We start from the raw sequence: 20,491 nt of genomic DNA, 5'->3' as shown, positions 1-20,491 counted from the left end.
GGGGTCAGCGGATACTGAATGGATGGGCCGCATTCTTACTGCCGTCCTCACCCAATGCAAACCCGCCATCGGGTGTTTGCAAAATACAGGTCTCGAAAAGGGCCTGTCTTGCATTTTGCATGACGCGATCTGTTGCCAACGCTCCTAAATCCTTGATTTGCCGACGAGGTGCAGAGCGAAATTCCGGGCATGTTTTATGCTGTAGCTGTCTTGAGCTGACCACGATCGTTACTGAGTCGGCGCTGAAACAAGAAGACGGTTGGGACGTTGGAACAATGAGGTTCCCCAAGGAAGAAAAACAACGGGCGATTTGAGCTCCGACCGACATTGATTTTTGATTGGCAATCTCACAAACCGAGAGGGTGGCCATGTTTCTTTCTGCCTTGGAACTACGCAATATCGTTGAAAGCAGTTTTCTCCCGAAACGCTGCCAATGCACGCTGTCGCCGGACCTGTCGATGACCGTCAAGGTGTATTCGGACGTCGAGACAGATCATCTCGACCTATGCGTCACCGGCATAGATGCTCAACGCCTCAATGGATGTCGGGAGATCAACAATCTGATCGCCGAGTTACGCACCGACCTTGAGCACAACAGGCATAGCCAGCTGTTGCACCCGACGTCAAAAGCTCATTAACCGGCCGTTTCACCGAGTTCGAGCGACACACGCCGGGTCTGGATAAAACCCAGGCCCAGTGCTAACTCCACCACAATCGCCAGCAAAATACCCGGCCCGGCATGACCATTGAGCCATTCGCCGAAGCCCAGCGCTGCCAAACCGAAACACCCCACCATAAAGCCGTTGCACATCGCGCTTCGTGCCGCCGAGGGCGGTGCATGCCGCACGAGATTAAACATCACCCCCAACGCGCCGAACAGCACCGCACTGCGCCTGGCGACAAAACCCGCCGCGGACGAATACTCGATGCTCCAGATCGCCAGCAACGATTGCGGCATCAAACCCCAGGCCAGCGCCAGCAGAAAACAAAGCGCGGCGGTGAACGTCGACAGCGTGCGAAACGAGAACTGCATGGCGAATCCTTTCGGCAGTGAGGGAGACGCCAGAGCATAGCGTCAGAATCCTCACAGGCCTACCGCCAAGCAGCGAATCAGAATCTTCTGTCAGCTCTGATAACTGCACGCGTCAGAAAGTTTTCGGTACGTAATTTCCGCAGGCTTGCCCGACTTGTCGATGTACTTCATGTCGGCCGTCACCACTTGGCATTCCAGCGTCTGCGGCTCAGTCAGGGAAACGACTTTGCCCACATGAAGCGGCATGCCGTAGTGATAGGGCACGGCCTGGGACGACGACGTCTCGTTGGCCTGAGCAAGACCTGTGAACGCGGTGCAGGCGAGGGCGGTGGTCATCAGTAGTGTTCGCATGTTCATGGTGGGTCTCCAGTGCAAAGGGAAAGTCAGTTCGACTGAAGAACGTCGAACCTGCCGCACCGGGCGTGGGAGGGAGTTGAGGGAGTGCGGTCCAGTAAAGTTTTGGACCGTGGGGTTAAGCGATGGTTAACCGGGTTGCATGCCGCCTGTCGTGGGGCAGGCTTTCCCCTATAGCCGAGATTTTGCGCAATGAATACAGGCATTGTTAAAGGCGATTGGCCGCTACGCCAGATAAAAAAGAAAGCCCCACCGGTGGGGCTTTCCTTATTACGCAGCCAGGAAATTCAAAGCGATTGCAAGGAAATGGTCGCGCTCTGAGAGTCTTGCTGGCTGTCAGCGTCCATCCACACCCACTGCGTACCGTCGCCTTGCAGATTATTGGTAATGCTCTGAATCTGCGAGTAAACGATCTTGACGTTCCCAGCCGCACTGGCAGTAGGCCCAATGTTGGTGACCTGATTGGCAAGGAGGCCGTTTGAAGTCTCATTGACGACAAATACGGTCGCCTGCGCCTCACGGAACTGGCAGGAGAGGAACTGTGTAATGGTGCTGGTGATCGTCAGGTTCATCCATTTCGAGGGGGGGACCGCATAATAACGGGTGTACTTATTGAACGGATGCTGCTCACCATCGGCCTGCAGCGGATAATTACTGAGCCCCGACGTATTGGTCGGCATGCCGACACTTCCCAGCCAGATTTCGACCTGTGACTTACCGGCATTGCTGGGCAGTGAAACCGAAACGGTTTGAGTATCGGTGCCCGAGACAAAACCTAATGATGCGAGGCCTGCATTGGCTGTGGTGCCAGGCACTGTGATCGGTACGGGCGGCTGGCTATTGCTCCAATTCACGGAGACAGTTGAATTGTTGTCATTTTGAGCAGAGTTGTAGATAAAGATCCATAAAGCTGGCCGGGGCTAAGCGCGGTGCAGGTGGCTGTATCACCTGCGGTGAGCGTAATACGTTGTCCGCCGTTCCAGTTAATTTGGGCAGCTGAGATAGCGACACTTTCCATGTTGGAGTTCCTTTTCCTGTTGTGTGGGTATAAGGATTGACGCACAGCAATATCCTTACCTGCGCTGTGCGTGGAAAAGATATTAGTTGAAGGTTTGTAGCGGTCAAGTAACGGGCTGGTTATTTTCAATTAAACCAATATCAACTTCGGCGATCGCTGGATTCTGTCGATATAAACATGCAGTGATTATCTGTTTTATTTATTATATTCAATAGGATGGGGTGTTGTATGCGAATAGATACAGTACTGTCTGACAGATGTGGAGGTGAAAAACTTACAAGATAAATATGTCGCTGGTATCGTGAATCCTGTGTGACTATTTTGTTTTGAACTAACTGCGAGCGTAAATTGCTATAACTATTCTTGTTGGGATGGATAGTATGAAGCTGTCAATAGCCGCTTGTCTTTTGGCAGGATTAATACAACTTTAAATCGAAATAAAAATATATCAAAAAAATATAAAAAGCTCAGGTCCACCGGCAGGCCCTGAAATCAGGACCTGCGATGGGAGGAGATAGGGGGGCGTCGATATCAGCCCAACTGCCGTCGATAGGGCAAATCCGGCCCAGTCTTGCTGCAGGTCAACGCCGCAGCGCTCACTGCAAACCTGAGCATCGCGTCAATTTGCTCGCGACTCAGCTGTTGCATACCTCCAACCGAATCCAGCTGCTGCTCGGTCAACCAGGTAATCAGCGCCGCTTGAAACGTATCGCCAGCCCCCACGGTGTCGGCAATTTTTACTGAGCAGGCCGGCACCGACCACGAACCGTGGGCACGGCTGAACACCGTTGCGCCTTCGCCGCCACGGGTCAGGAACACCAACTGACAGCGATGCTCCAGCCAGCTTTCAATAACGCGCTGAGGATCTTGCTCGGGGTACAACAGGCTCAAGTCTTCGTCGCTGACCTTGATCAGGTCGGCCAGCTCAACCAGCGTGGCAATCCGCGAGCGCCACAACTCGATATTCGGCTCGGGATTAAGGCGCACGTTCGGGTCGAGGCTGATCATGCGTTTGCCGCTTTCCCGTTGCACCAGCGCCAGCAAGGTATCGGCAATCGGCTGCACCACCAGCGAGAACGAACCGACGTGCAAACCGCGCACTTCAGGCCCCAACCCTGGCAGATGCGCCAGGCTCAACTGCCGATCAGCGCAGCCTTCGCCACGAAAGCTGTAATGGGGCGAGCCATTGGCACCGACGGCGACCATCGCCAGCGTAGTCGGCGCGGCAAAGTCCACGAGGTAGTCCGGGCGCACACCTTCATCCTGCAGCACCTGCTGCAAACGTCGGCCGAGGTAATCGGTCGACAGGCCGGCAAACAGCGCGGCGTCCACGCCCAAACGACGCAAACCTACGGCCACGTTGAACGGCGAGCCGCCGGCAATCGCCTTGAAATTCACTTTGGACGCCAGACCGTTGGCATCGTCTTCGCTGAAGAAATCGAACAGCGCTTCGCCACACACTAGATACATAATTGCTCGCTCTTTAAAGGGTTGCGACATGCTGTTGATAGCGTTCGTAGGCCTGCTGACAGGCCACCACATTTTCTGCAATCGGTAAGGTTTCACTGGCCAGATCGAGCTTTACGCAACGCTCGCACAAGTCCGCCAGGCTGTCTTCGTGACCGTTTGCCCAGGATTTGCACCACGCCGCCTGAATCGCTGCGCCGAGGGCCGCGGCTTCACTTTGCTCGGTACAGATCACTGGCGTATTCATGATGTCGGCGACGATTTGTCGCCACACCGGGCTCTTCGAGCCGCCGCCGATCAGGCAGATGCTGCGGCTTTTTAAGCCATTGTGGCGCAGCAGGTCCAGACCGTAACGCAAACCGAAGGTGGTGCCTTCCACCACGGCGCGGCACAGGTTGGCCCGGGTCAGGTTGGTCATGGTCAGCCCCAGCAGACTGCCGCTGGCATGGGGCAGGGCGGGGACGCGTTCGCCGTTGAGGAACGGCAGCATGCACACGCCGTCGGCACCGATCGGCGCTTGCGCGACCAAGGCATTGAACGACTCGATATCCAATTCGAACAACTCGCGAATCGCGCCGGTTGCATTGGTCAGGTTCATCGTGCAGATCAATGGCAGCCAGCCACCGCTGGAGGAGCAGAACGTCGCGACCGAGGCATCCGGACTGACGTTCGCTTGCTCGGCATAGGCATAGACCGTTCCCGAGGAGCCGAGGCTCATGGTGATCGCACCGGGCTTTATATTGCCGGTGCCGATTGCGCCCATCATGTTATCGCCGCCGCCGCTGGAGACCAGCGCCTTGGGGTTGATGCCGAGGTGCTCGGCCATACTCGGGAGGATCGTGCCGACCGGTTGGTGGGCATCGATCAGCTCCGGGAGCGCGGCTTGCAGGCGCCCGGTGGGGTCGATGTCGCGCAGCAGTTGCAAGTCCCACTGGCGGGTGCGCACGTTGAAATAGCCGGTGCCCGAGGCATCGCCATACTCGGCGCAACTGCGGCCGGTGAGCCAGTAGTTGAGGTAGTCATGAGGCAGCAAAATGCGGGCGATTCGGGCGAATACCTCCGGGTGCTGTTCTTTGGTCCAGAGCAGTTTGGACACGGTGTAACCCGGCGCGATGACGATGCCGAGGCGTTCCAATGAGCCTTTTTCGCCGCCCAGATGGGCGAGCAAGCGGTCGTTCTCCGGCGTGGACTCGGTGTCGCACCAGAGCTTGGCCGGGCGCAGCACCTGGCCCCGATCGTCGAGCAGCACCAGGCCATGCTGCTGGCCGGAAACGCCGATGCCGAGGATGTCTTGACCATCTACATTCGCCTCGAGCAGCGCGCGGCGGGTGGCCAGGGTAAAGGCTTCCAGCCATTGGGCGGTGTCTTGCTCACGACGACCATTGGCGCCGCTGATGAGGCTGTGGGCAGCGGCGCCCTGACCGAGGACCTGGCCGCTGTGCGCGTCGAGGACAACGGCTTTGGTGCCTTGGGTGCCGCAGTCGATGCCGAGGAATAATTGTTGGTTTGCCATGGAAGATCCTTGGATCGTCAGGTCGATATCAATGCCCATTCAACATTTATGTTGTTTGTCAGTCAGCCATCGCGGGCAAGCCCGCTCCCACAGTAGTCTGGGATGGAACACAGATCTGTGAGCAACCTCGATCCCTGTGGGAGCGGGCTTGCCCGCGATGGCGGCAGCAATTTCACTGCAGTGCTTACGCCAGCACCCGCTCCAGCGTCCGCGTCACTCCAACCTCCCGCAAGCTGTTACAGCACCACTCGAACGCTGCCACAAACTCGGCTGAACGCGGAATCGCTGTCCCGAAAATCTCTTCAACCTCCAACATTCGTTGAGTGATCAACACATCATCGGCCACCAGCGCCTGACAGAACGCCGCCCGTGGATCCGCAATTGCATAGGTCTGGCCATTCTCATCCACGCCTTTGAGGTACAGCGCCCACGCCGCCACTACCAGCGCCGCACGCTTGGTCTCTTGGCCGTCGGTAATCAAGCGGTTGATCGTAGGCACGGTGAATTTCGGAAACTTCGACGAGCCATCCGAACACACCCGCTCCAGCTGATCGGCAATCGCTTGGTTGGAGAAGCGCGCCACCAGGGTATTTTTGTACTCGGTCAGGTCGATCCCCGGCACCGGCGCCAGTTGCGGCGTCACGTCCAGGTCCATGTAGGCGCGCATGTAGCGTGCGAACAGCGGGTCATTCATGGTTTCGTGAACGAAGCGGTAACCCTTCAAAAAGCCCAGATAGGTCAGAGCCAGATGGCTGCCGTTGAGCAGTTTGATCTTCATCTCTTCGTAAGGCGTGACGTCGTCGGTGAACTGCACGCCGACCTTTTCCCAGGCCGGGCGACCGTTGACGAATTTGTCTTCCAGCACCCACTGCACAAACGGTTCACAGACCACCGGCCAAGCGTCATCGACTGCATGTTTGTCGGCCAGTTGCAGACGATGCTCGGTGCTGGTCATCGGCGTGATGCGGTCGACCATCGCGTTGGGAAAGCTGACGTGGCGTTCGATCCAGTCCTGCAGATCGGCGTCGCGCAGGGCAGCGAATGCCAGCAGGGCTTTACGGGTCACGGCACCGTTGTGCGGCAGGTTATCGCAAGACATCAGCGTGAACGCGGGTGTACCGGCTGCACGCCGTTTGGCCAGTGCGGCGCAGAGGAAACCGAACACGGTTTTCGGTGCGTTCGGGTGGGCCAGATCATGCTGGATCTGCGGCAGGTGCGCCATGAACTCGCCGTTGCTGTCGTCGATGCAATAGCCGCCTTCGGTGATGGTCAGCGAGACGATGCGGATGTCTGGATCGGCGAGTTTGTCGATCAACACCTCGGCGCTGTCTTCGGCCAGCAGCATGTTGCGGATGGCGCCGATAACTCGCACTTCAGCGTCGTCGGCGTCGCCGAGTTCGAACAGGGTAAACAGATAATCCTGCTCTTTGAGGTCGTCCCGGGCGCGGCGGTCTTCGGCGCGCAGGCCGACCCCGCAAATGGCCCAATCCAGTGCTTCGCCGGTATTCATCAAGGCGTCGGTGTAGTACGCCTGATGCGCGCGGTGGAAACCACCGACACCGATGTGCGCGATGCCTTGGCGGGTATCGTTCAGGCTGTAGGCGGGCAGGATCACCTCGGGGGCGAGGCGGTTGAGGTTCTGTCTATTCAGTTTCATCGCATGCTCTCGGATCAGGCTGCGGCGCGCAGTGGGCGGGTCAGCGCCACGCCGTCGGCATCGAATAAATGGCAGTGTTCGGCGTCCAGGTGCAGGCTCAGGGTTTCACCATAACGGCTGGCCAGATCGCCGCGAACGCGCATGGTCAGCGCCTCGCCGGACGACGTCAGCACATGGCAGAAGGTGTCGCTGCCCAGACGCTCGCTGACGTCGGCCGTGACTTGCAGGGTGCAGTCGCCGGGTTGCGCCAGTTGCAGATGCTCCGGACGAATCCCTAAGGTCACGGCGCCGCCGACACTCAGGTTGGCACCGCTGAGCGGCAGGGTGATGCGGGTGCCGGCGTCCAGCAGTACTTCACAGCTTTGGCCGTTAACGCGGGTGACTTTGCCCTTGAGGAAGCCCATTTTCGGTGTGCCGAGGAAGCCTGCGACAAACAGATTGGCCGGCTGGTGATACAGGTCCAGTGGCGAACCGACTTGTTCGATCTTTCCGCCATTGAGGACGACGACTTTGTCGGCCATGGTCATGGCTTCGACCTGGTCGTGGGTCACGTAGATCATCGTGGCTTGCAGTTCTTTGTGCAGGCGCAACAGTTCCAGGCGCATCTGCACCCGCAGGGCGGCGTCGAGGTTGGACAGCGGTTCGTCGAACAGGAAGATTTTCGGGTTGCGCACGATCGCCCGGCCGATGGCCACGCGTTGACGCTGACCGCCGGACAGTTGCTTCGGCTTGCGCTCCAGCATCGGCCCGAGTTCAAGGATGCGCGCCGCTTCGCCGACTTTTTTCTCGACTTCGGCTTTTGCTACACCGGCCAGGTCCAGGGCGAACGACATGTTTTTGCGCACGCTCATGTGCGGGTACAGGGCGTAGGTCTGGAACACCATCGCCAAGTCGCGCTTGGCCGGGCTGACTTCGGTGATGTCGCGGCCATCCAGTTCGATGGTACCGCCGCTGACCTCTTCAAGACCGGCGATCAGCCGCAGCAGGGTGGATTTGCCGCAGCCCGACGGGCCGACGAACACCACGAATTCCTTGTCATTCACTTCCAGGTCGATGCCTTTGATGATGGAAAAACCTTCGAAGCCTTTTTGCAGATTTTTGATTTTCAGGTTGGCCATGATGATGGGCCTCCACTTGTTGTTATTCAGTTGAGCCGGATGGGCTTTTTTGTGGGAGCGAGCCTGCTCGCTCCCACAGAGATCGCATTCGGTCGGTGATCTTCATTTCACGGCGCCAAACGACAGGCCGCGGACCAATTGTTTCTGGCTGATCCAGCCGAAGATCAGGATCGGTGCACAGGCCAGGGTCGACACTGCCGACAACTTGGCCCAGAACAGACCTTCAGGGCTTGAGTACGAGGCGATCAACGCGGTCAGTGGCGCGGCCTTCGATGAGGTCAGGTTCAGCGACCAGAATGCTTCGTTCCAGCACAGGATCAGCGACAGTAAAACCGTGGAAGCCAAGCCGCCCTTGGCGATCGGCAGTAACACCCGGACCATTTCCTGCCACAGCGTGGCGCCATCCAGGCGTGCGGCTTCGAGGATGTCTTTGGGGATGTCTTTGAAGTAGGTGTAAATCATCCAGACCACGATCGGCAGGTTGATCAGCGTGTAGATCACGATCAGCGCGATTCGCGTGTCCAGCAGACCGAAGCTCTTGGCCAGCAGGTAGATCGGCATCAGCACGCCCACCGGCGGCAGCATCTTGGTCGAGAGCATCCACAGCAACGTGCCTTTGGTGCGCTGGGTTTCGTAGAACGCCATCGAGTAGGCCGCCGGCACCGCGATCAGCAGGCAAAGGGCCGTGGCGCTGAACGAGATCACCACCGAGTTCCAGGCGAAGCTGAAGTAGTCGCTGCGCTCGTTGATGTGCAGGTAGTTCGCAAGCGTCGGCGTGAAGATGAACTGCGGCGGCGTGGCGAACGCGTCGATTTCGGTTTTGAAACTGGTCATCACCATCCAGAAGATCGGGAAGAAGATCAGGATCGCGATGGCCCAGGCCAGAGTGCCGAGCAGCAGGCTTTGCAGACGACGGGATTGTTGAAGAGTCATGGCGCAGGCCTCAGGCTTTGTCTGTCAAGTTTTTGCCGATCATTCGTACCAGCACGATGGCCGCGACGTTGGCAATCACCACCGCGATCAAACCTCCGGCGGACGCCATGCCGACGTCGAACTGCACCAGCGCCTGGTTGTAGATCAGGTACGCGAGGTTGGTCGAGGCGTAACCGGGGCCACCGTTGGTGGTGGTGAAGATTTCGGCGAACACCGACAGCAGGAAGATGGTTTCGATCATCACCACCACCGCAATGGGGCGGGCCAGGTGCGGCAGGGTCAGGTGCCAGAAGATCGCGATCGGACCGGCACCGTCCAGGCGCGCGGCTTCTTTTTGTTCCTGGTCGAGGGACTGCATGGCGGTCATCAAAATCAGGATCGCGAAGGGCAGCCATTGCCAGGAAACAATGATGATGATCGACAGCAGCGGGTAGTGCGCGAGCCAGTCCACCGGCTGCGCGCCGAACAGCTTCCAGAGGTAGGCGAGAATCCCCGAGACCGGATGGAAAATCAGGTTTTTCCAGATCAGCGCACCGACGGTGGGCATGATGAAGAACGGCGAGATCAACATCACCCGCACGATGCCGCGACCCAGAAACTCACTGGCCTCCAGCAACGCGCTGATCAACACGCCGAACACCACGCTGATCAGCAGCACGCTGCCCACCAGCAACAGGGTGTTGGTGGCGCCGGGCAGGAAGCCCGAGTCGCTCAGAAAGTAGCTGAAGTTCTCCAGCCCCACGAACTGGTTTTCACCGGGGTAGAGCAGGTTGTAGCGAATCATTGAAAAGTAAACGGTCATGCCCAGCGGCACGATCATCCACAGCAGCAACAACGCTACCGAGGGGCTGACCAGAAACCAGCCGGGGTTGCTCAACCGGTTTTTGCGCACCGGTTGGGGGATGTCCATGTGAGCTTTGACAGTTGAAATATTCATGGCGATAGAACCGATTAAGTGCGAAAGCAGGCATAGCGCAAAACCAGTAGAGCGAGGCTTGCCCGCGAAGGCGATTTGTCTGACACACCGCTTTCGCGGGCAAGCCTCGCTCCTACAGGGGCTGGGGTTACTTGGGATAACCGGCGCGCTTCATCTCACGTTCGGTGGTTGACTGGGCGGCGGTCAGGACCTGGTCGACCGTGGTCTGGCCGATCAGCGCCGCCGAAAACAGCTTGCCGACCTGGGTGCCCACGGCCTGGAACTCAGGAATGGTCACCAACTGGATGCCGATATAGGGCACGGGCTTGAGGGACGGTTTACTCGGGTCCGCCGCTTTCAGCGATTCCAGCGTCACCTTGGCGAACGGCGCGGCATTCATGTAGGCCTCTGTGTAGGTCGAGGCGCGAGTGCCTGGCGGCACGTTGGCGATGCCGTCTTTTTCCGCGACCAGCGCACCGTATTCCCTGGAGGTGGCCCAGGCGCTAAACGTTTTCGCCGCGTCCTTGGCCTTGGAACTGGTCGGAATGGCCAGCGCCCAGGAATACAACCAGGCCGAACCTTTGTCGGTGGTTTCATGCGGTGCGTAGGTGAAGCCGACGTGATCGCTGACCTTGCTTTGGGTTTTATCGGTGACGAACGAGCCAGCGACACTGGCATCGACCCAGATCGCACACTTGCCGCTGTTGAACAGCGCCAGGTTTTCGTTGAATCCGTTGCTCGACGCCCCCGGCGGGCCGGACTTCTTCATGGTGTCGACATAGAAGTTCAGCGCGTTCTTCCACTCGGGCCCGGTGAATTCTGGCTGCCATTTTTCATCGAACCAGCGTGCACCGTAAGCATTAGCGACGGTGGTGATCAGCGCCATGTTCTCGCCCCAGCCAGCCTTGCCACGCAGGCAGATGCCGTACTGTTCTTTATCTTTGTTGGTGAGTTTGCCGGCAAACTCGCTGATCTGAGTCCAGGTCGGGCGATCCGGCATGGTCAGCCCGGCGTCCTTGAACAGGTCGGTGCGGTAATAGGTGATGGAACTTTCAGCGTAGAACGGCAGGGCGTAGAGCGTGCCCTTGACCGAAAGGCCTTCACGCACTGAAGGGAACACGTCGTCGAGGGCGTAGCTGGCCGGCAAGTCCTTCATCGGTTCCAGCCAACCCTTGGCGCCCCAGAGTGCGGCTTCGTACATGCCGATAGTCAACACATCGAACTGCCCGCCCTGGGTGGCGATGTCGGTAGTCAGGCGTTGGCGCAGGACGTTTTCTTCGAGCACCACCCAATTGAGCTTGATGTCCGGATGCTCGGCCTCGAAGGTTTTCGAGAGTTTTTGCATGCGGATCATGTCGCTGTTGTTGACGGTGGCAATGGTCAGGGTCTGGGCGCCGAGGCTGACGCTACTGAGGGTCATGCAGGTGAGAGCAAGCAGAGCTTTTACCGAAGGTTGCATCGTGCACTCCTTTTCTGCACCCGGCGGGTTACAGAAGGACAGTTATTGTTTTTGTGTCTTCCGAAGCAGGAAGAATGTGCACTGATTACAGCCTTCAATGGATGGGCTGACAAATCATCCATTGCACTGTGACCGATACTATTTTGCACTGGGCTTTGGAGGGGGAGATGCAAGGACAGGCTTTGCAGAGGCGAGCGGTCATCGAATTTGTACAGGTTTCACCGGCCCTTTCGCGGGCAAGCCTCGCTCCTACAGGGGTATGTGGTAAGGCTTTGCAGAGGCGAGCAGGCATCGAATTTGTATAGGTTTCACCGGCTCCTTCGCGGGCAAGCCTCGCTCTTGTAGGAGCGAGCGGTGCGGCGATCCGACTTGCCCGCGAAGGCGATCTGAAAATCACCACATGATCAAGGCCTTCAGCCCAGGTTTTGCTCAGTCAAACGCTGCACCGCCAACCGCCGGTAGTGCGATGGCGTCATGCCCTTGAGCTGTTGGAAACGCCGGTTGAAGTTGGAAATATTATTGAAGCCCGATTCGAAACACACATCGGTCACCGTTTTGTCGCCATCGGCCAGCAACTCGCAGGATTTACTGATGCGCAGGCGATTGACGAATTCGATAAAACAGCGCCCGGTGGCCTGTTTGAACACGCGACTGAAGTAGGTCGGCGTCAACCCCAGGTGCTCGGCGACTTCTTCCAGCGGCAGTTCCCGGGCGTAATGGGCAAAGATGTAATCCACCGCCCGGTTGGTGCGGTCGATATTGTGTTCATCGGCCAATTGCGGCGTTGTGGCACCGGACAGCAACTGATAGTCATCGGACGCTGCCAGCAACTCCAGCAGAATGAAAAAGTGCCCGAGCCGGGTCATGCCCTGGGTGTCAGCAATGCGCTGCATCAAGGCCATGGCCTGGCGGATCGTGCGCTTGCAGCGAAACTCGATGCCGTACTGCGCGCGCTCGAGCAAGGGTGCAAGCGTCTTGAGTTCGGCGAACACCTGATGGCCGCTTTCAAACAGTTCGTCAGTGAAATTGACCAGCATGTCGCGTTTGGGCACCACTTCGTCTTCGGCGACCTGGCTGATCCAGTTGTGGGGCAGGTTGGGTCCGGTCAAAAACAGCGTTTCCGGGTAGAAGTTACCGATGTAGTCACCGATGAACACCTTACCGGAGCTGGCGACAATCAGGTGCAGCTCGTATTCCTTGTGGAAATGCCAGCGCACCAAAGGGCAGGGGAAGCCGTGTTGACGATAGATGATGGACAACCCGTTGTGGTCGTCCATCAATTCGTAGGAAGGATCGGTGACTCTGGCTGGTCGGCTCATATCGGGACACTTTTATTGTTATCGCCCGTTGATCATGCCTCTTTCGGGACGCCTAAAGCCAGCTTGGAATAAGCCTCTATTCAGGCCGGAGTGTCACTCATCGACATATTTCCACAAACATGGCTGTTCACTGGCGCGATGGCTATTTCATTCACTTGCCCACTTTTTTCAGGTTTGCAGTTCTGCAATAAGCAACCATCTTCGACTCCTCAATGAAGTCGACGTTGATAATGCTGCACTTTGTCGCCCAGTCAGATTTTTCCGGGTCAAACCACGAATCAAGATGATCATGAATGTCGTTTGGGCCCCAGTGTTTGAGGTAACTGGTTGCGGAAAGCGACCAAGGTGCCCATTTGCCGGGAGGGCTTTTCAGTACTTCGATGATGTGTCTTTCCAGTTCAGCTACGCTCGTGTCACCGATGCCACTCCATTTGTGCTCGATTTTTTCGCAAAACCAGGTTTGATCAAGCGCGCTGTTCCATGGGGTTGCGATCAATACTCTCTGCTCATTGCTGATTTTCTTGAGTTCGCCAAGGGGCAGATGCATGTTCTTGACAGGAATTATTTTACGGCCCAGATACCTGAGCAACATCTCGTTGAAGAGTCTGTAGTCAAACGGCTTTGTCCCATTTTTTAATTCATGAAAGTCCAGGATTACAAACTCGTCAGGATTGTGTCGCAGGAAAAGGTTTACATCGGCAAAGAGATTTAGCACATTGCGGGAAGAGCGGTATCCATTATGCTGGAATCGGAATTTGTCAAATTCTATGGCGTCCGATTCGAAATCCAGTCGAACATCGAGCGCACGCACACCGTTGTGCAGTTGGGCAGAAAACGAGTCGTGCTGGCACGCCAGCCAATGAGCACCTGGAATTATCGGGTAGGACGCTTTCCAGTCACAGCCCGCATTATGGCTGCCTGGTAGCGTCAGTTCACAGAGCGACAAAGTGTCAATATCCGGTGTGGCGGCCATCCAGTTGTTGAGTGCGTAATGTTCTAAAGTGCTGCTCATTAATGCATCCTTTCATCGATTGATAGAAAAGCCGCGCCTTCATTTTTTATATGTTTGAGGGGCGGCTTGTTCGTATTTATAACGATAGAAGTGCGATTGGCCAATCACGGGATCAATGCAGGATATGTGTTTTTACAGCGCTGGCTTTTTGTTTGTTAGTTATGGTTGAAGTTGGAGGTCTCGTTATTGATTTCGATTCTTCGCCTCAATCCACTGCGCCATATACTGAGTACTTTTGTGATGGTGGTGGCGCAACATGCTGCCGGTAAAATTACTCCTTCGAAGTTGCGACAAATGTTGTTGGCAATACAACAACTTCTCGATCAGTGCCGGGCCATGTATCGACGGCTGATAGCGATCGGCTAATAACGTCTGCCCATTGGATTGGGCACTCATCCAGAGGTCTTTGTCTTTATAAAGACGAATCGCGCAATCGGCGAACTCACGCGCAGTTCGGGTGACGGCGCCCGGCCATGGCTGTTCGCGGTGCATCGCTTCTGCGCCAATCGGGGTGGTCACATTGGGTGTGCCGCAGAGCATGGCGTCGACGATTTTGCCTTTGATACCCGCACCGAAGCGTAATGGCGCCAGGCACACCCGGGCTGCGGACATGACTTGCAAGGCATCTTCTGCCCAGTTCATCACATGAAACCCTTGGGCCGCATTGTGCAGCGCGGTGGCTTTGGGCGGCGTATAGGCGCCATAGATATGCAATTGCGCCTCTGGCAACTGCGCACGGATCAGCGGCCAGATCGTGGTTTTCATCCAGAGCACGGCATCCCAGTTGGGCGCGTGCCGGAAGTTACCGATACTGAGGAAATGCGCACGATCTTCAAAGACTGGCGGCGGCGCAATCGGCGCAGCGACCATCAACGGGCACCAGTGCAGCAAGTGGCGCGGCAGTTTGAACTGCTCGACCAGCAATTCAATCTCCACTTCGGAGATCATCAGGTTCAAGTCGCAGCGATACAGCGCGGCGATCTCCCGTTTTGCCAGATCGGTATCGGCCATGAGCTCGAACTCTTCTGGCAATGCCGGGGCGAACAACTCACTGAAGTCATTGGTATCATCACTGGCCTTCAAGCGCTCCTTGAGTCGCTGATGCCGGGCATGTCGCAGGCTTTGCAGGTCGGAGGTCTCCAGCACACGCAAAGCATTGGGGCAGTGTTTCTCTACTCGCCAGCCGAACTGTTCTTCCATCATGAACTGGTCGAACAACACGATATCCGGTGCCAGTTCACTGATAAACGTGTCGAAACTGCTGTTGTTCAACTCGATCGGCACTTCGCGAATGCCCAACGCCGTCAAATCTGCCCGGTGCTCACCGGTGCCGGCCGGGCTGCTGAAGGTGATATCCCAGCCTTGCTGCAGGAACGTATCGAGAATTTGCATCACGTGCCCACTGGCCGCGGAAGAGCGGGGCTCGGGCCAGACGTAACCAATCACCAGGACTTTGGTTGCGCGGGGCTGACTCATTGTCGGGTATTCCTTGATGCGGGTAGAGAGTGGAGAGAATCGGGGCGCGAGAAAAGTCAGGCCTGGACGAGGATGTCTTTGACCTTCTCCCGCAACTGATCGATAGAGAATGGCTTGCCGATGATGTGCATGCCGTCAGGCACCTCGATGCTTTCGGCATAACCGCTGGCGAACAGAATCGGCAATTCGGGACGCAGCATCCGCGCCTGTTTGGCCAACTCCCGACCGTCCATGACCGGCAGCCCCACATCCGTCATCATCAAGTCAATGTACTGGTCTTCGTCATTGATGAACTCCAGCGCCATTTCACAGCCATCCGCCGCGAGCACCCGGAACTCCAACTCCTCCAGTACATCGACGATCAGCGAGCGCACGATGGCATCGTCTTCGACGACTAGAATGGTGGAGGTGTCAGCGGACATAGTAGGGCTCTCAAAGATTGAATGTGCGGTTGCGTCGATCGAAATCACCGGGCTCTAGCATGAGTAAGTGACCAATCACGACAAGTTCCCGATGCGCTACAAAAACAATAGCCGCACAAGAGCTGCAGAGAATAACCGCTCCTTTGTCCCAGAGCAGCTAAATGCAGGTTTTTGCCGCAAAACATGTCATAAAAATGGATGAGCTCCGCCGTTTTGGGGCAGACTCGATGCTTTTCAACAGTACGACAAGGCTTCCCCATGACCTCTGCGTCCTCGGTTGATGAGCAACGATTCCGTAAACTCCTGAGCCGCAACGTCAGCCTGCCATTGGGTGTGGGCGTCATCAGCGCGGTGTTCTTCGTTTCGCTGATTACCTATCTGCTGTCGGTGATCCAGTGGGTCCAGCACACCGACCGGGTGATCAATAATGCCAATGAGGCAATAAAGCTGACCGTCGATCTGGAAACCGGCATGCGCGGGTTCTTGCTCAGCGGCGACGAACATTTCCTTGATCCCTACGAGACGGCCAAGCCGAGAATCGCCGTCGCTCTCGACACCTTGCTCGAATTGACCGCCGATAATCCGGTCCAGACCGATCGTCTGCGCCGGCTCCAGGCCTTGCAGACGGAATGGGCCGGTTACGCGCAATCGATGATCGATTTGCAGCGCGCCAGCGGTGACTACCGTGGCGCCGTCAAGGCCGGGCGCGGCAAGCGGCTGACCGATGAGATCCGCAAACAATTCGAAGATGTGATCGATCTGGAACAGCAGTTGCGCACCACTCGCAACGAGGAAGTGCGCCAAACCACGATCTGGAGTATCGGCCTTTATTTGCTGTTCGTGGCCGGTATCAGCGGGTTGCTGGCCTACATTGGCCGTCGGGACTTGCTCAAACTGTCCCGAAGCTACAGCGCCAACCTCGCCGGGCAACAGGCCAGTGCCCGGCGTCTGGAACAGCAAGCCTGGTTACGCAACGGTCAGACCGAACTGGCAGAGCAAGTCCTGGGGCAGCTATCCCTCAATCTGTTGGGGCGCAACATTCTGCAGTTCTGCGCCCAATATTTAGGCACCGCTGTCGCGGCAATCTATGTCCGTGAAGACCATGGTGGCCTGAAACGCATCGCGTCTTACGGTTTCTCCCGGGAACAGGAAGCGCTTGAACAGCAGATCTACAGTGGCGAAGGGATTGTCGGCCAGGTGGCGCAACAGGCGCGCTTGATTCGTCTGGATGACGTACCGGGCGACTACTTCAAAGTCAGCTCCGGCCTGGGTGAAGGTTTACCGCACAGCGTGCTGGTGGTGCCGACCAGCGACGACGATCGGGTCAACGGTGTGATCGAACTGGGTTTCCTGCGGCCGCTGACGGATCGTGACGTCGAACTGCTCGAATTGATTGCCGGCAACATCGGTACCTCGATCGAGGCCGCCCGTTATCGCCAGCGCTTGCAGGAGGTGCTGGCCGAAGCCCAGCAACTCAACGAAGAGCTGCAAGTTCAGCAAGAAGAACTCAAGACCGCCAACGAAGAGCTGGAAGAGCAGTCGCGGATTCTCAAGGAGTCCCAGACTCACCTGGAATCCCAGCAGATCGAGCTGGAGCAAACCAACGAACAACTCGCCGAGCAGGGGCAGATCCTGGCCGCGCAGCGCGATGCCATGGACCTGAAGAACACTGAACTGAATCTGGCTCAGGTTGAACTCGAAGCGCGCGCCGAAGAGTTGCAGCGCTCCAGCAAGTACAAATCCGAATTCCTTGCCAACATGTCCCACGAGCTGCGCACGCCACTGAACAGTTCGTTGATCCTGGCCAAACTGCTGGCGGAAAATCCGCAGGAAAACCTCAGCGCCGAGCAGGTCAAGTTCGCCGACTCGATCTACTCCGCCGGCAACGACTTACTGAACCTGATCAACGACATTCTCGACATTTCCAAAGTCGAGGCCGGCAAGCTTGAGGTCCGTCCGGAGAACACCAGTGTTGCGCGTCTGGTGGAAGGGCTGCGTGGCATGTTCCAGCCGATGGCTGCGGAAAAGAACCTGGATTTCCAGATCCAGTTACAGGCCGATGCACCGCTGATGCTGTTCACCGACCGCCAGCGGCTGGAGCAAGTGATCAAGAATCTGCTGTCCAACGCGGTGAAGTTCACCGAAAAGGGCACGGTCAACCTGAGCGTCGCTGCTCAGCCGGACAACGGCATCGCCTTTATTGTCCGGGATTCCGGCATCGGTATTGCCCCGGATCAGCAGGAAAGCATTTTCGAAGCCTTCCGTCAGGCCGATGGCACCACCAATCGTCGTTATGGCGGCACCGGCCTGGGCCTGTCGATCTCTCGTGATCTGGCGACGTTATTGGGCGGCTCCATCAGTGTGACCAGCATGCCTGGGCAGGGCAGTGTGTTCACCCTGGTGTTGCCGCAGCACTACGTCGAGCCGGGCGACTCGCCTGTCAAGACGATAAAAGCCATGCCGGTGGCCATGCCCAAAAGCGCCGTGGTGACTGCGCCTGTGCCGCTGATTGCCAATGTCGACATTCCGCGTTTCGACGATGATCGCAACAAGGCGCCATTCGTCACTCGCTGCATTCTCGTCGTGGAGGATGAGCCAAACTTTGCGCACATTCTCTACGACTTGGCCCATGAACTGGGTTATCAGTGCCTGGTAGCCCACGGTGCCGACGAAGGCTACGACCTGGCCAGGCAGTTCATTCCCGATGCGATCCTGCTGGACATGCGCCTGCCGGATCATTCCGGGCTGACGGTATTGCAGCGTTTGAAAGAGCATGCCGAAACCCGGCACATCCCGGTGCACGTGATTTCGGTCGAAGATCGCGTCGAGGCCGCCATGCACATGGGGGCCATCGGTTACGCGGTCAAGCCCACCACGCGTGAGGAACTCAAGGCTGTGTTTGCCCGCCTCGAAGCCAAACTGACGCAGAAGGTCAAACGGATATTGCTGGTCGAAGACGACGATGTGCAACGCGACAGCATCGCCCGGCTGATCGGCGAGGAGGATATCGAAATCACCGCTGTCGGACTGGCGCAGGATGCGCTTGACCTGCTGCGCAGCACGATTTTCGACTGCATGATCATCGACCTGAAGTTGCCCGACATGCTCGGCAACGACTTGCTCAAACGCATGTCCACCGAGGATATCTGCTCGTTCCCGCCGGTGATCGTCTATACCGGACGTAACCTCACCCGGGACGAAGAGGCCGAGCTGCGCAAGTATTCGCGCTCGATCATCATCAAGGGCGCGCGCTCCCCCGAGCGGTTGCTGGACGAAGTGACACTCTTTCTGCACAAGGTTGAATCCCGTTTGTCCCAGGAGCGCCAGACGATGCTCAAGACCGCTCGCAGCCGCGACAAGGTTTTCGAGGGACGTAAAGTGCTGCTGGTGGACGATGATGTACGCAATATTTTCGCCCTCACCAGTGCGCTGGAGCAGAAGGGCGCTATCGTGGTCATTGGCCGTAACGGCCGTGAAGCGATCGAAAAATTAAATGAAGTCGAGGACATCGATCTGGTGCTGATGGACGTGATGATGCCGGAGATGGATGGTTTTGACGCCACCCTCAAAATCCGCAAGGACCCGCGCTGGCGCAAGCTGCCGATCATTGCGGTGACGGCCAAGGCCATGAAGGACGATCAGGAGCGCTGCTTGCAGGCCGGCGCCAATGATTACCTGGCCAAACCCATCGACCTGGATCGCCTGTTCTCGCTGATTCGTGTGTGGCTGCCGAAGATGGAACGGATATAAGTGTCCTGCCTCGCAAGTATGTTCCTTTTTGGCGGCGTCTGTTGTCGCCATACTGCGTTGCCGCTCCTCGCCATAGCCAGCTATGACTCGTCGCGGCGCCTTGTCTGGCAACATCAGCCACTCCCCAAAAAGGGACATACTTGCGAGGCAGGACACTAGTGGAACGCAATACCGAAATCGAATTGCGCTTGCTGATTGAGGCGATTTACCTCAAGTACAGCTACGACTTTCGCGATTACTCCAGCGTGTCGATCAAACGCCGGGTCAATCACGCCTTGAATCAGTTCGAGTGCAAAACCATCTCGGCGCTGCAAGAGAAGGTTCTGTACGATCCGACCGCGTTCATGCAACTGCTGCAATTGCTGACGATCCCGGTCAGCGAAATGTTCCGCGACCCTTCACACTTTCTTGCGCTGCGCCAGGAAGTGATGCCGCTGCTCAGGACCTATCCATCGATCAAGGTCTGGATCGCTGGTTGCAGCACCGGCGAAGAGGTCTATTCGATGGCGATTCTGCTCCGCGAAGAAGGCCTGCTGGATCGCACCATCCTCTATGCCACGGACATCAACCCGCGCTCGCTGGATAAAGCCCGACAGGGGATTTTTTCCCTGGAGAATGTCCGGGCCTACACTCACAACTACCAGCAGGCAGGTGGGCAGCGTTCGTTCGCCGATTACTACACGGCGGCCTATGGTTATGCCATCTTCGACAAGAGCCTGTGCGACAACGTGACCTTCGCCGATCACAGCCTGGCCACCGACAGTGTTTTCTCTGAAACTCAATTGATTTCGTGTCGTAATGTATTGATTTACTTCAATAGAAAACTTCAGGGTCGCGCGTTTGGCTTGTTTCATGAATCCCTGTGTCATCGGGGTTTTCTGGCACTGGGCAGTAAGGAGACCCTGGATTTCTCGGTCTATGGCAATCAATTTGAAGCATTGGTCAAACCCGAACGGATATACCGCAAATCATGAATAGGGCAGTGCTGCATACTCATCGGCTGGATCTTCGCGGCATCGGCCGTCTGCTTATCGGGCTGGAAGG

General features: G+C 57.1%; 19 protein-coding genes. 3 read left to right on the top strand and 16 right to left on the bottom strand.

Annotated elements, in window-relative coordinates:
• Positions 1-4: 4 nt before the first annotated feature.
• Positions 5-370, bottom strand: coding sequence for a hypothetical protein (locus AB4O41_RS02605; RefSeq protein WP_460146068.1), 366 nt, complete (start codon positions 368-370; stop codon positions 5-7).
• Here AB4O41_RS02605 and AB4O41_RS02600 point away from each other — a divergent pair.
• Entirely contained in the window at positions 369-638 is a 270-nt protein-coding gene (locus AB4O41_RS02600) for a DUF1652 domain-containing protein (RefSeq protein ID WP_048393539.1), read from the top strand. The two genes, AB4O41_RS02605 and AB4O41_RS02600, sit on opposite strands and share 2 nt — an antisense overlap.
• Here the strand turns inward: AB4O41_RS02600 and AB4O41_RS02595 are convergent.
• From AB4O41_RS02595 to AB4O41_RS02525, 15 genes are all read right to left on the bottom strand, one after another.
• Entirely contained in the window at positions 635-1,033 is a 399-nt protein-coding gene (locus tag AB4O41_RS02595; RefSeq protein WP_460146067.1) for a hypothetical protein, read from the bottom strand. The two genes, AB4O41_RS02600 and AB4O41_RS02595, sit on opposite strands and share 4 nt — an antisense overlap.
• Positions 1,034-1,123: 90 nt before the next feature.
• On the bottom strand, positions 1,124-1,390 hold the full coding sequence (locus AB4O41_RS02590) for a DUF2790 domain-containing protein (protein ID WP_460146066.1): 267 nt from the start codon (positions 1,388-1,390) through the stop codon (positions 1,124-1,126).
• Between the two features lie 284 nt (positions 1,391-1,674).
• Positions 1,675-2,241, bottom strand: coding sequence for a hypothetical protein (locus tag AB4O41_RS02585; protein ID WP_460146065.1), 567 nt, complete (start codon positions 2,239-2,241; stop codon positions 1,675-1,677).
• On the bottom strand, positions 2,238-2,405 hold the full coding sequence (locus tag AB4O41_RS02580; protein ID WP_460146064.1) for a hypothetical protein: 168 nt from the start codon (positions 2,403-2,405) through the stop codon (positions 2,238-2,240). The genes AB4O41_RS02585 and AB4O41_RS02580 overlap by 4 nt, the downstream gene beginning before the upstream one ends.
• A gap of 531 nt (positions 2,406-2,936) precedes the next feature.
• Positions 2,937-3,875, bottom strand: a complete 939-nt coding sequence (locus AB4O41_RS02575; RefSeq protein ID WP_460146063.1) for a carbohydrate kinase family protein — start codon at positions 3,873-3,875, stop codon at positions 2,937-2,939.
• 13 nt (positions 3,876-3,888) lie between these two features.
• On the bottom strand, positions 3,889-5,385 hold the full coding sequence (gene xylB / locus AB4O41_RS02570) for a xylulokinase (RefSeq protein ID WP_460146062.1): 1,497 nt from the start codon (positions 5,383-5,385) through the stop codon (positions 3,889-3,891).
• A gap of 184 nt (positions 5,386-5,569) precedes the next feature.
• Entirely contained in the window at positions 5,570-7,042 is a 1,473-nt protein-coding gene (locus tag AB4O41_RS02565; RefSeq protein ID WP_460146061.1) for a mannitol dehydrogenase family protein, read from the bottom strand.
• 14 nt (positions 7,043-7,056) lie between these two features.
• Positions 7,057-8,160 carry an ABC transporter ATP-binding protein gene (locus tag AB4O41_RS02560; RefSeq protein WP_367371625.1) on the bottom strand — a complete coding sequence of 368 codons (1,104 nt, stop codon included), beginning with the start codon at positions 8,158-8,160 and terminating at the stop codon, positions 7,057-7,059.
• 102 nt (positions 8,161-8,262) lie between these two features.
• The gene (locus tag AB4O41_RS02555) at positions 8,263-9,093 is read right to left on the bottom strand and encodes a carbohydrate ABC transporter permease (protein WP_460146060.1); all 831 of its coding nucleotides are present in this window, start codon (positions 9,091-9,093) and stop codon (positions 8,263-8,265) included.
• 10 nt (positions 9,094-9,103) lie between these two features.
• Positions 9,104-10,003, bottom strand: coding sequence for a carbohydrate ABC transporter permease (locus AB4O41_RS02550; RefSeq protein WP_460148260.1), 900 nt, complete (start codon positions 10,001-10,003; stop codon positions 9,104-9,106).
• Positions 10,004-10,157: 154 nt separating this feature from the next.
• The gene (locus AB4O41_RS02545; protein ID WP_460146059.1) at positions 10,158-11,468 is read right to left on the bottom strand and encodes an ABC transporter substrate-binding protein; all 1,311 of its coding nucleotides are present in this window, start codon (positions 11,466-11,468) and stop codon (positions 10,158-10,160) included.
• A gap of 413 nt (positions 11,469-11,881) precedes the next feature.
• Positions 11,882-12,787 carry a helix-turn-helix domain-containing protein gene (locus AB4O41_RS02540; protein WP_460146058.1) on the bottom strand — a complete coding sequence of 302 codons (906 nt, stop codon included), beginning with the start codon at positions 12,785-12,787 and terminating at the stop codon, positions 11,882-11,884.
• A 151-nt stretch (positions 12,788-12,938) separates the two neighbouring features.
• On the bottom strand, positions 12,939-13,799 hold the full coding sequence (locus AB4O41_RS02535; RefSeq protein WP_460146057.1) for a phospholipase: 861 nt from the start codon (positions 13,797-13,799) through the stop codon (positions 12,939-12,941).
• Between the two features lie 183 nt (positions 13,800-13,982).
• On the bottom strand, positions 13,983-15,275 hold the full coding sequence (locus tag AB4O41_RS02530) for a glycosyltransferase (protein ID WP_460146056.1): 1,293 nt from the start codon (positions 15,273-15,275) through the stop codon (positions 13,983-13,985).
• Between the two features lie 56 nt (positions 15,276-15,331).
• The gene (locus tag AB4O41_RS02525) at positions 15,332-15,697 is read right to left on the bottom strand and encodes a response regulator (RefSeq protein ID WP_460146055.1); all 366 of its coding nucleotides are present in this window, start codon (positions 15,695-15,697) and stop codon (positions 15,332-15,334) included.
• Between the two features lie 258 nt (positions 15,698-15,955).
• Between AB4O41_RS02525 and AB4O41_RS02520 the strand changes: the two genes are divergently transcribed.
• Together AB4O41_RS02520 and AB4O41_RS02515 are read left to right on the top strand one after the other, a co-directional pair.
• Positions 15,956-19,447, top strand: coding sequence for a response regulator (locus AB4O41_RS02520; protein ID WP_460146054.1), 3,492 nt, complete (start codon positions 15,956-15,958; stop codon positions 19,445-19,447).
• 158 nt (positions 19,448-19,605) lie between these two features.
• Positions 19,606-20,421, top strand: coding sequence for a CheR family methyltransferase (locus tag AB4O41_RS02515; protein ID WP_460146053.1), 816 nt, complete (start codon positions 19,606-19,608; stop codon positions 20,419-20,421).
• Positions 20,422-20,491: the final 70 nt, after the last annotated feature.

The organism is Pseudomonas sp. S2_A02, from assembly GCF_054668495.1.
Note: the sequence above shows the minus strand (reverse complement) of the source record. Positions and strands in the feature narration are given on the sequence as shown.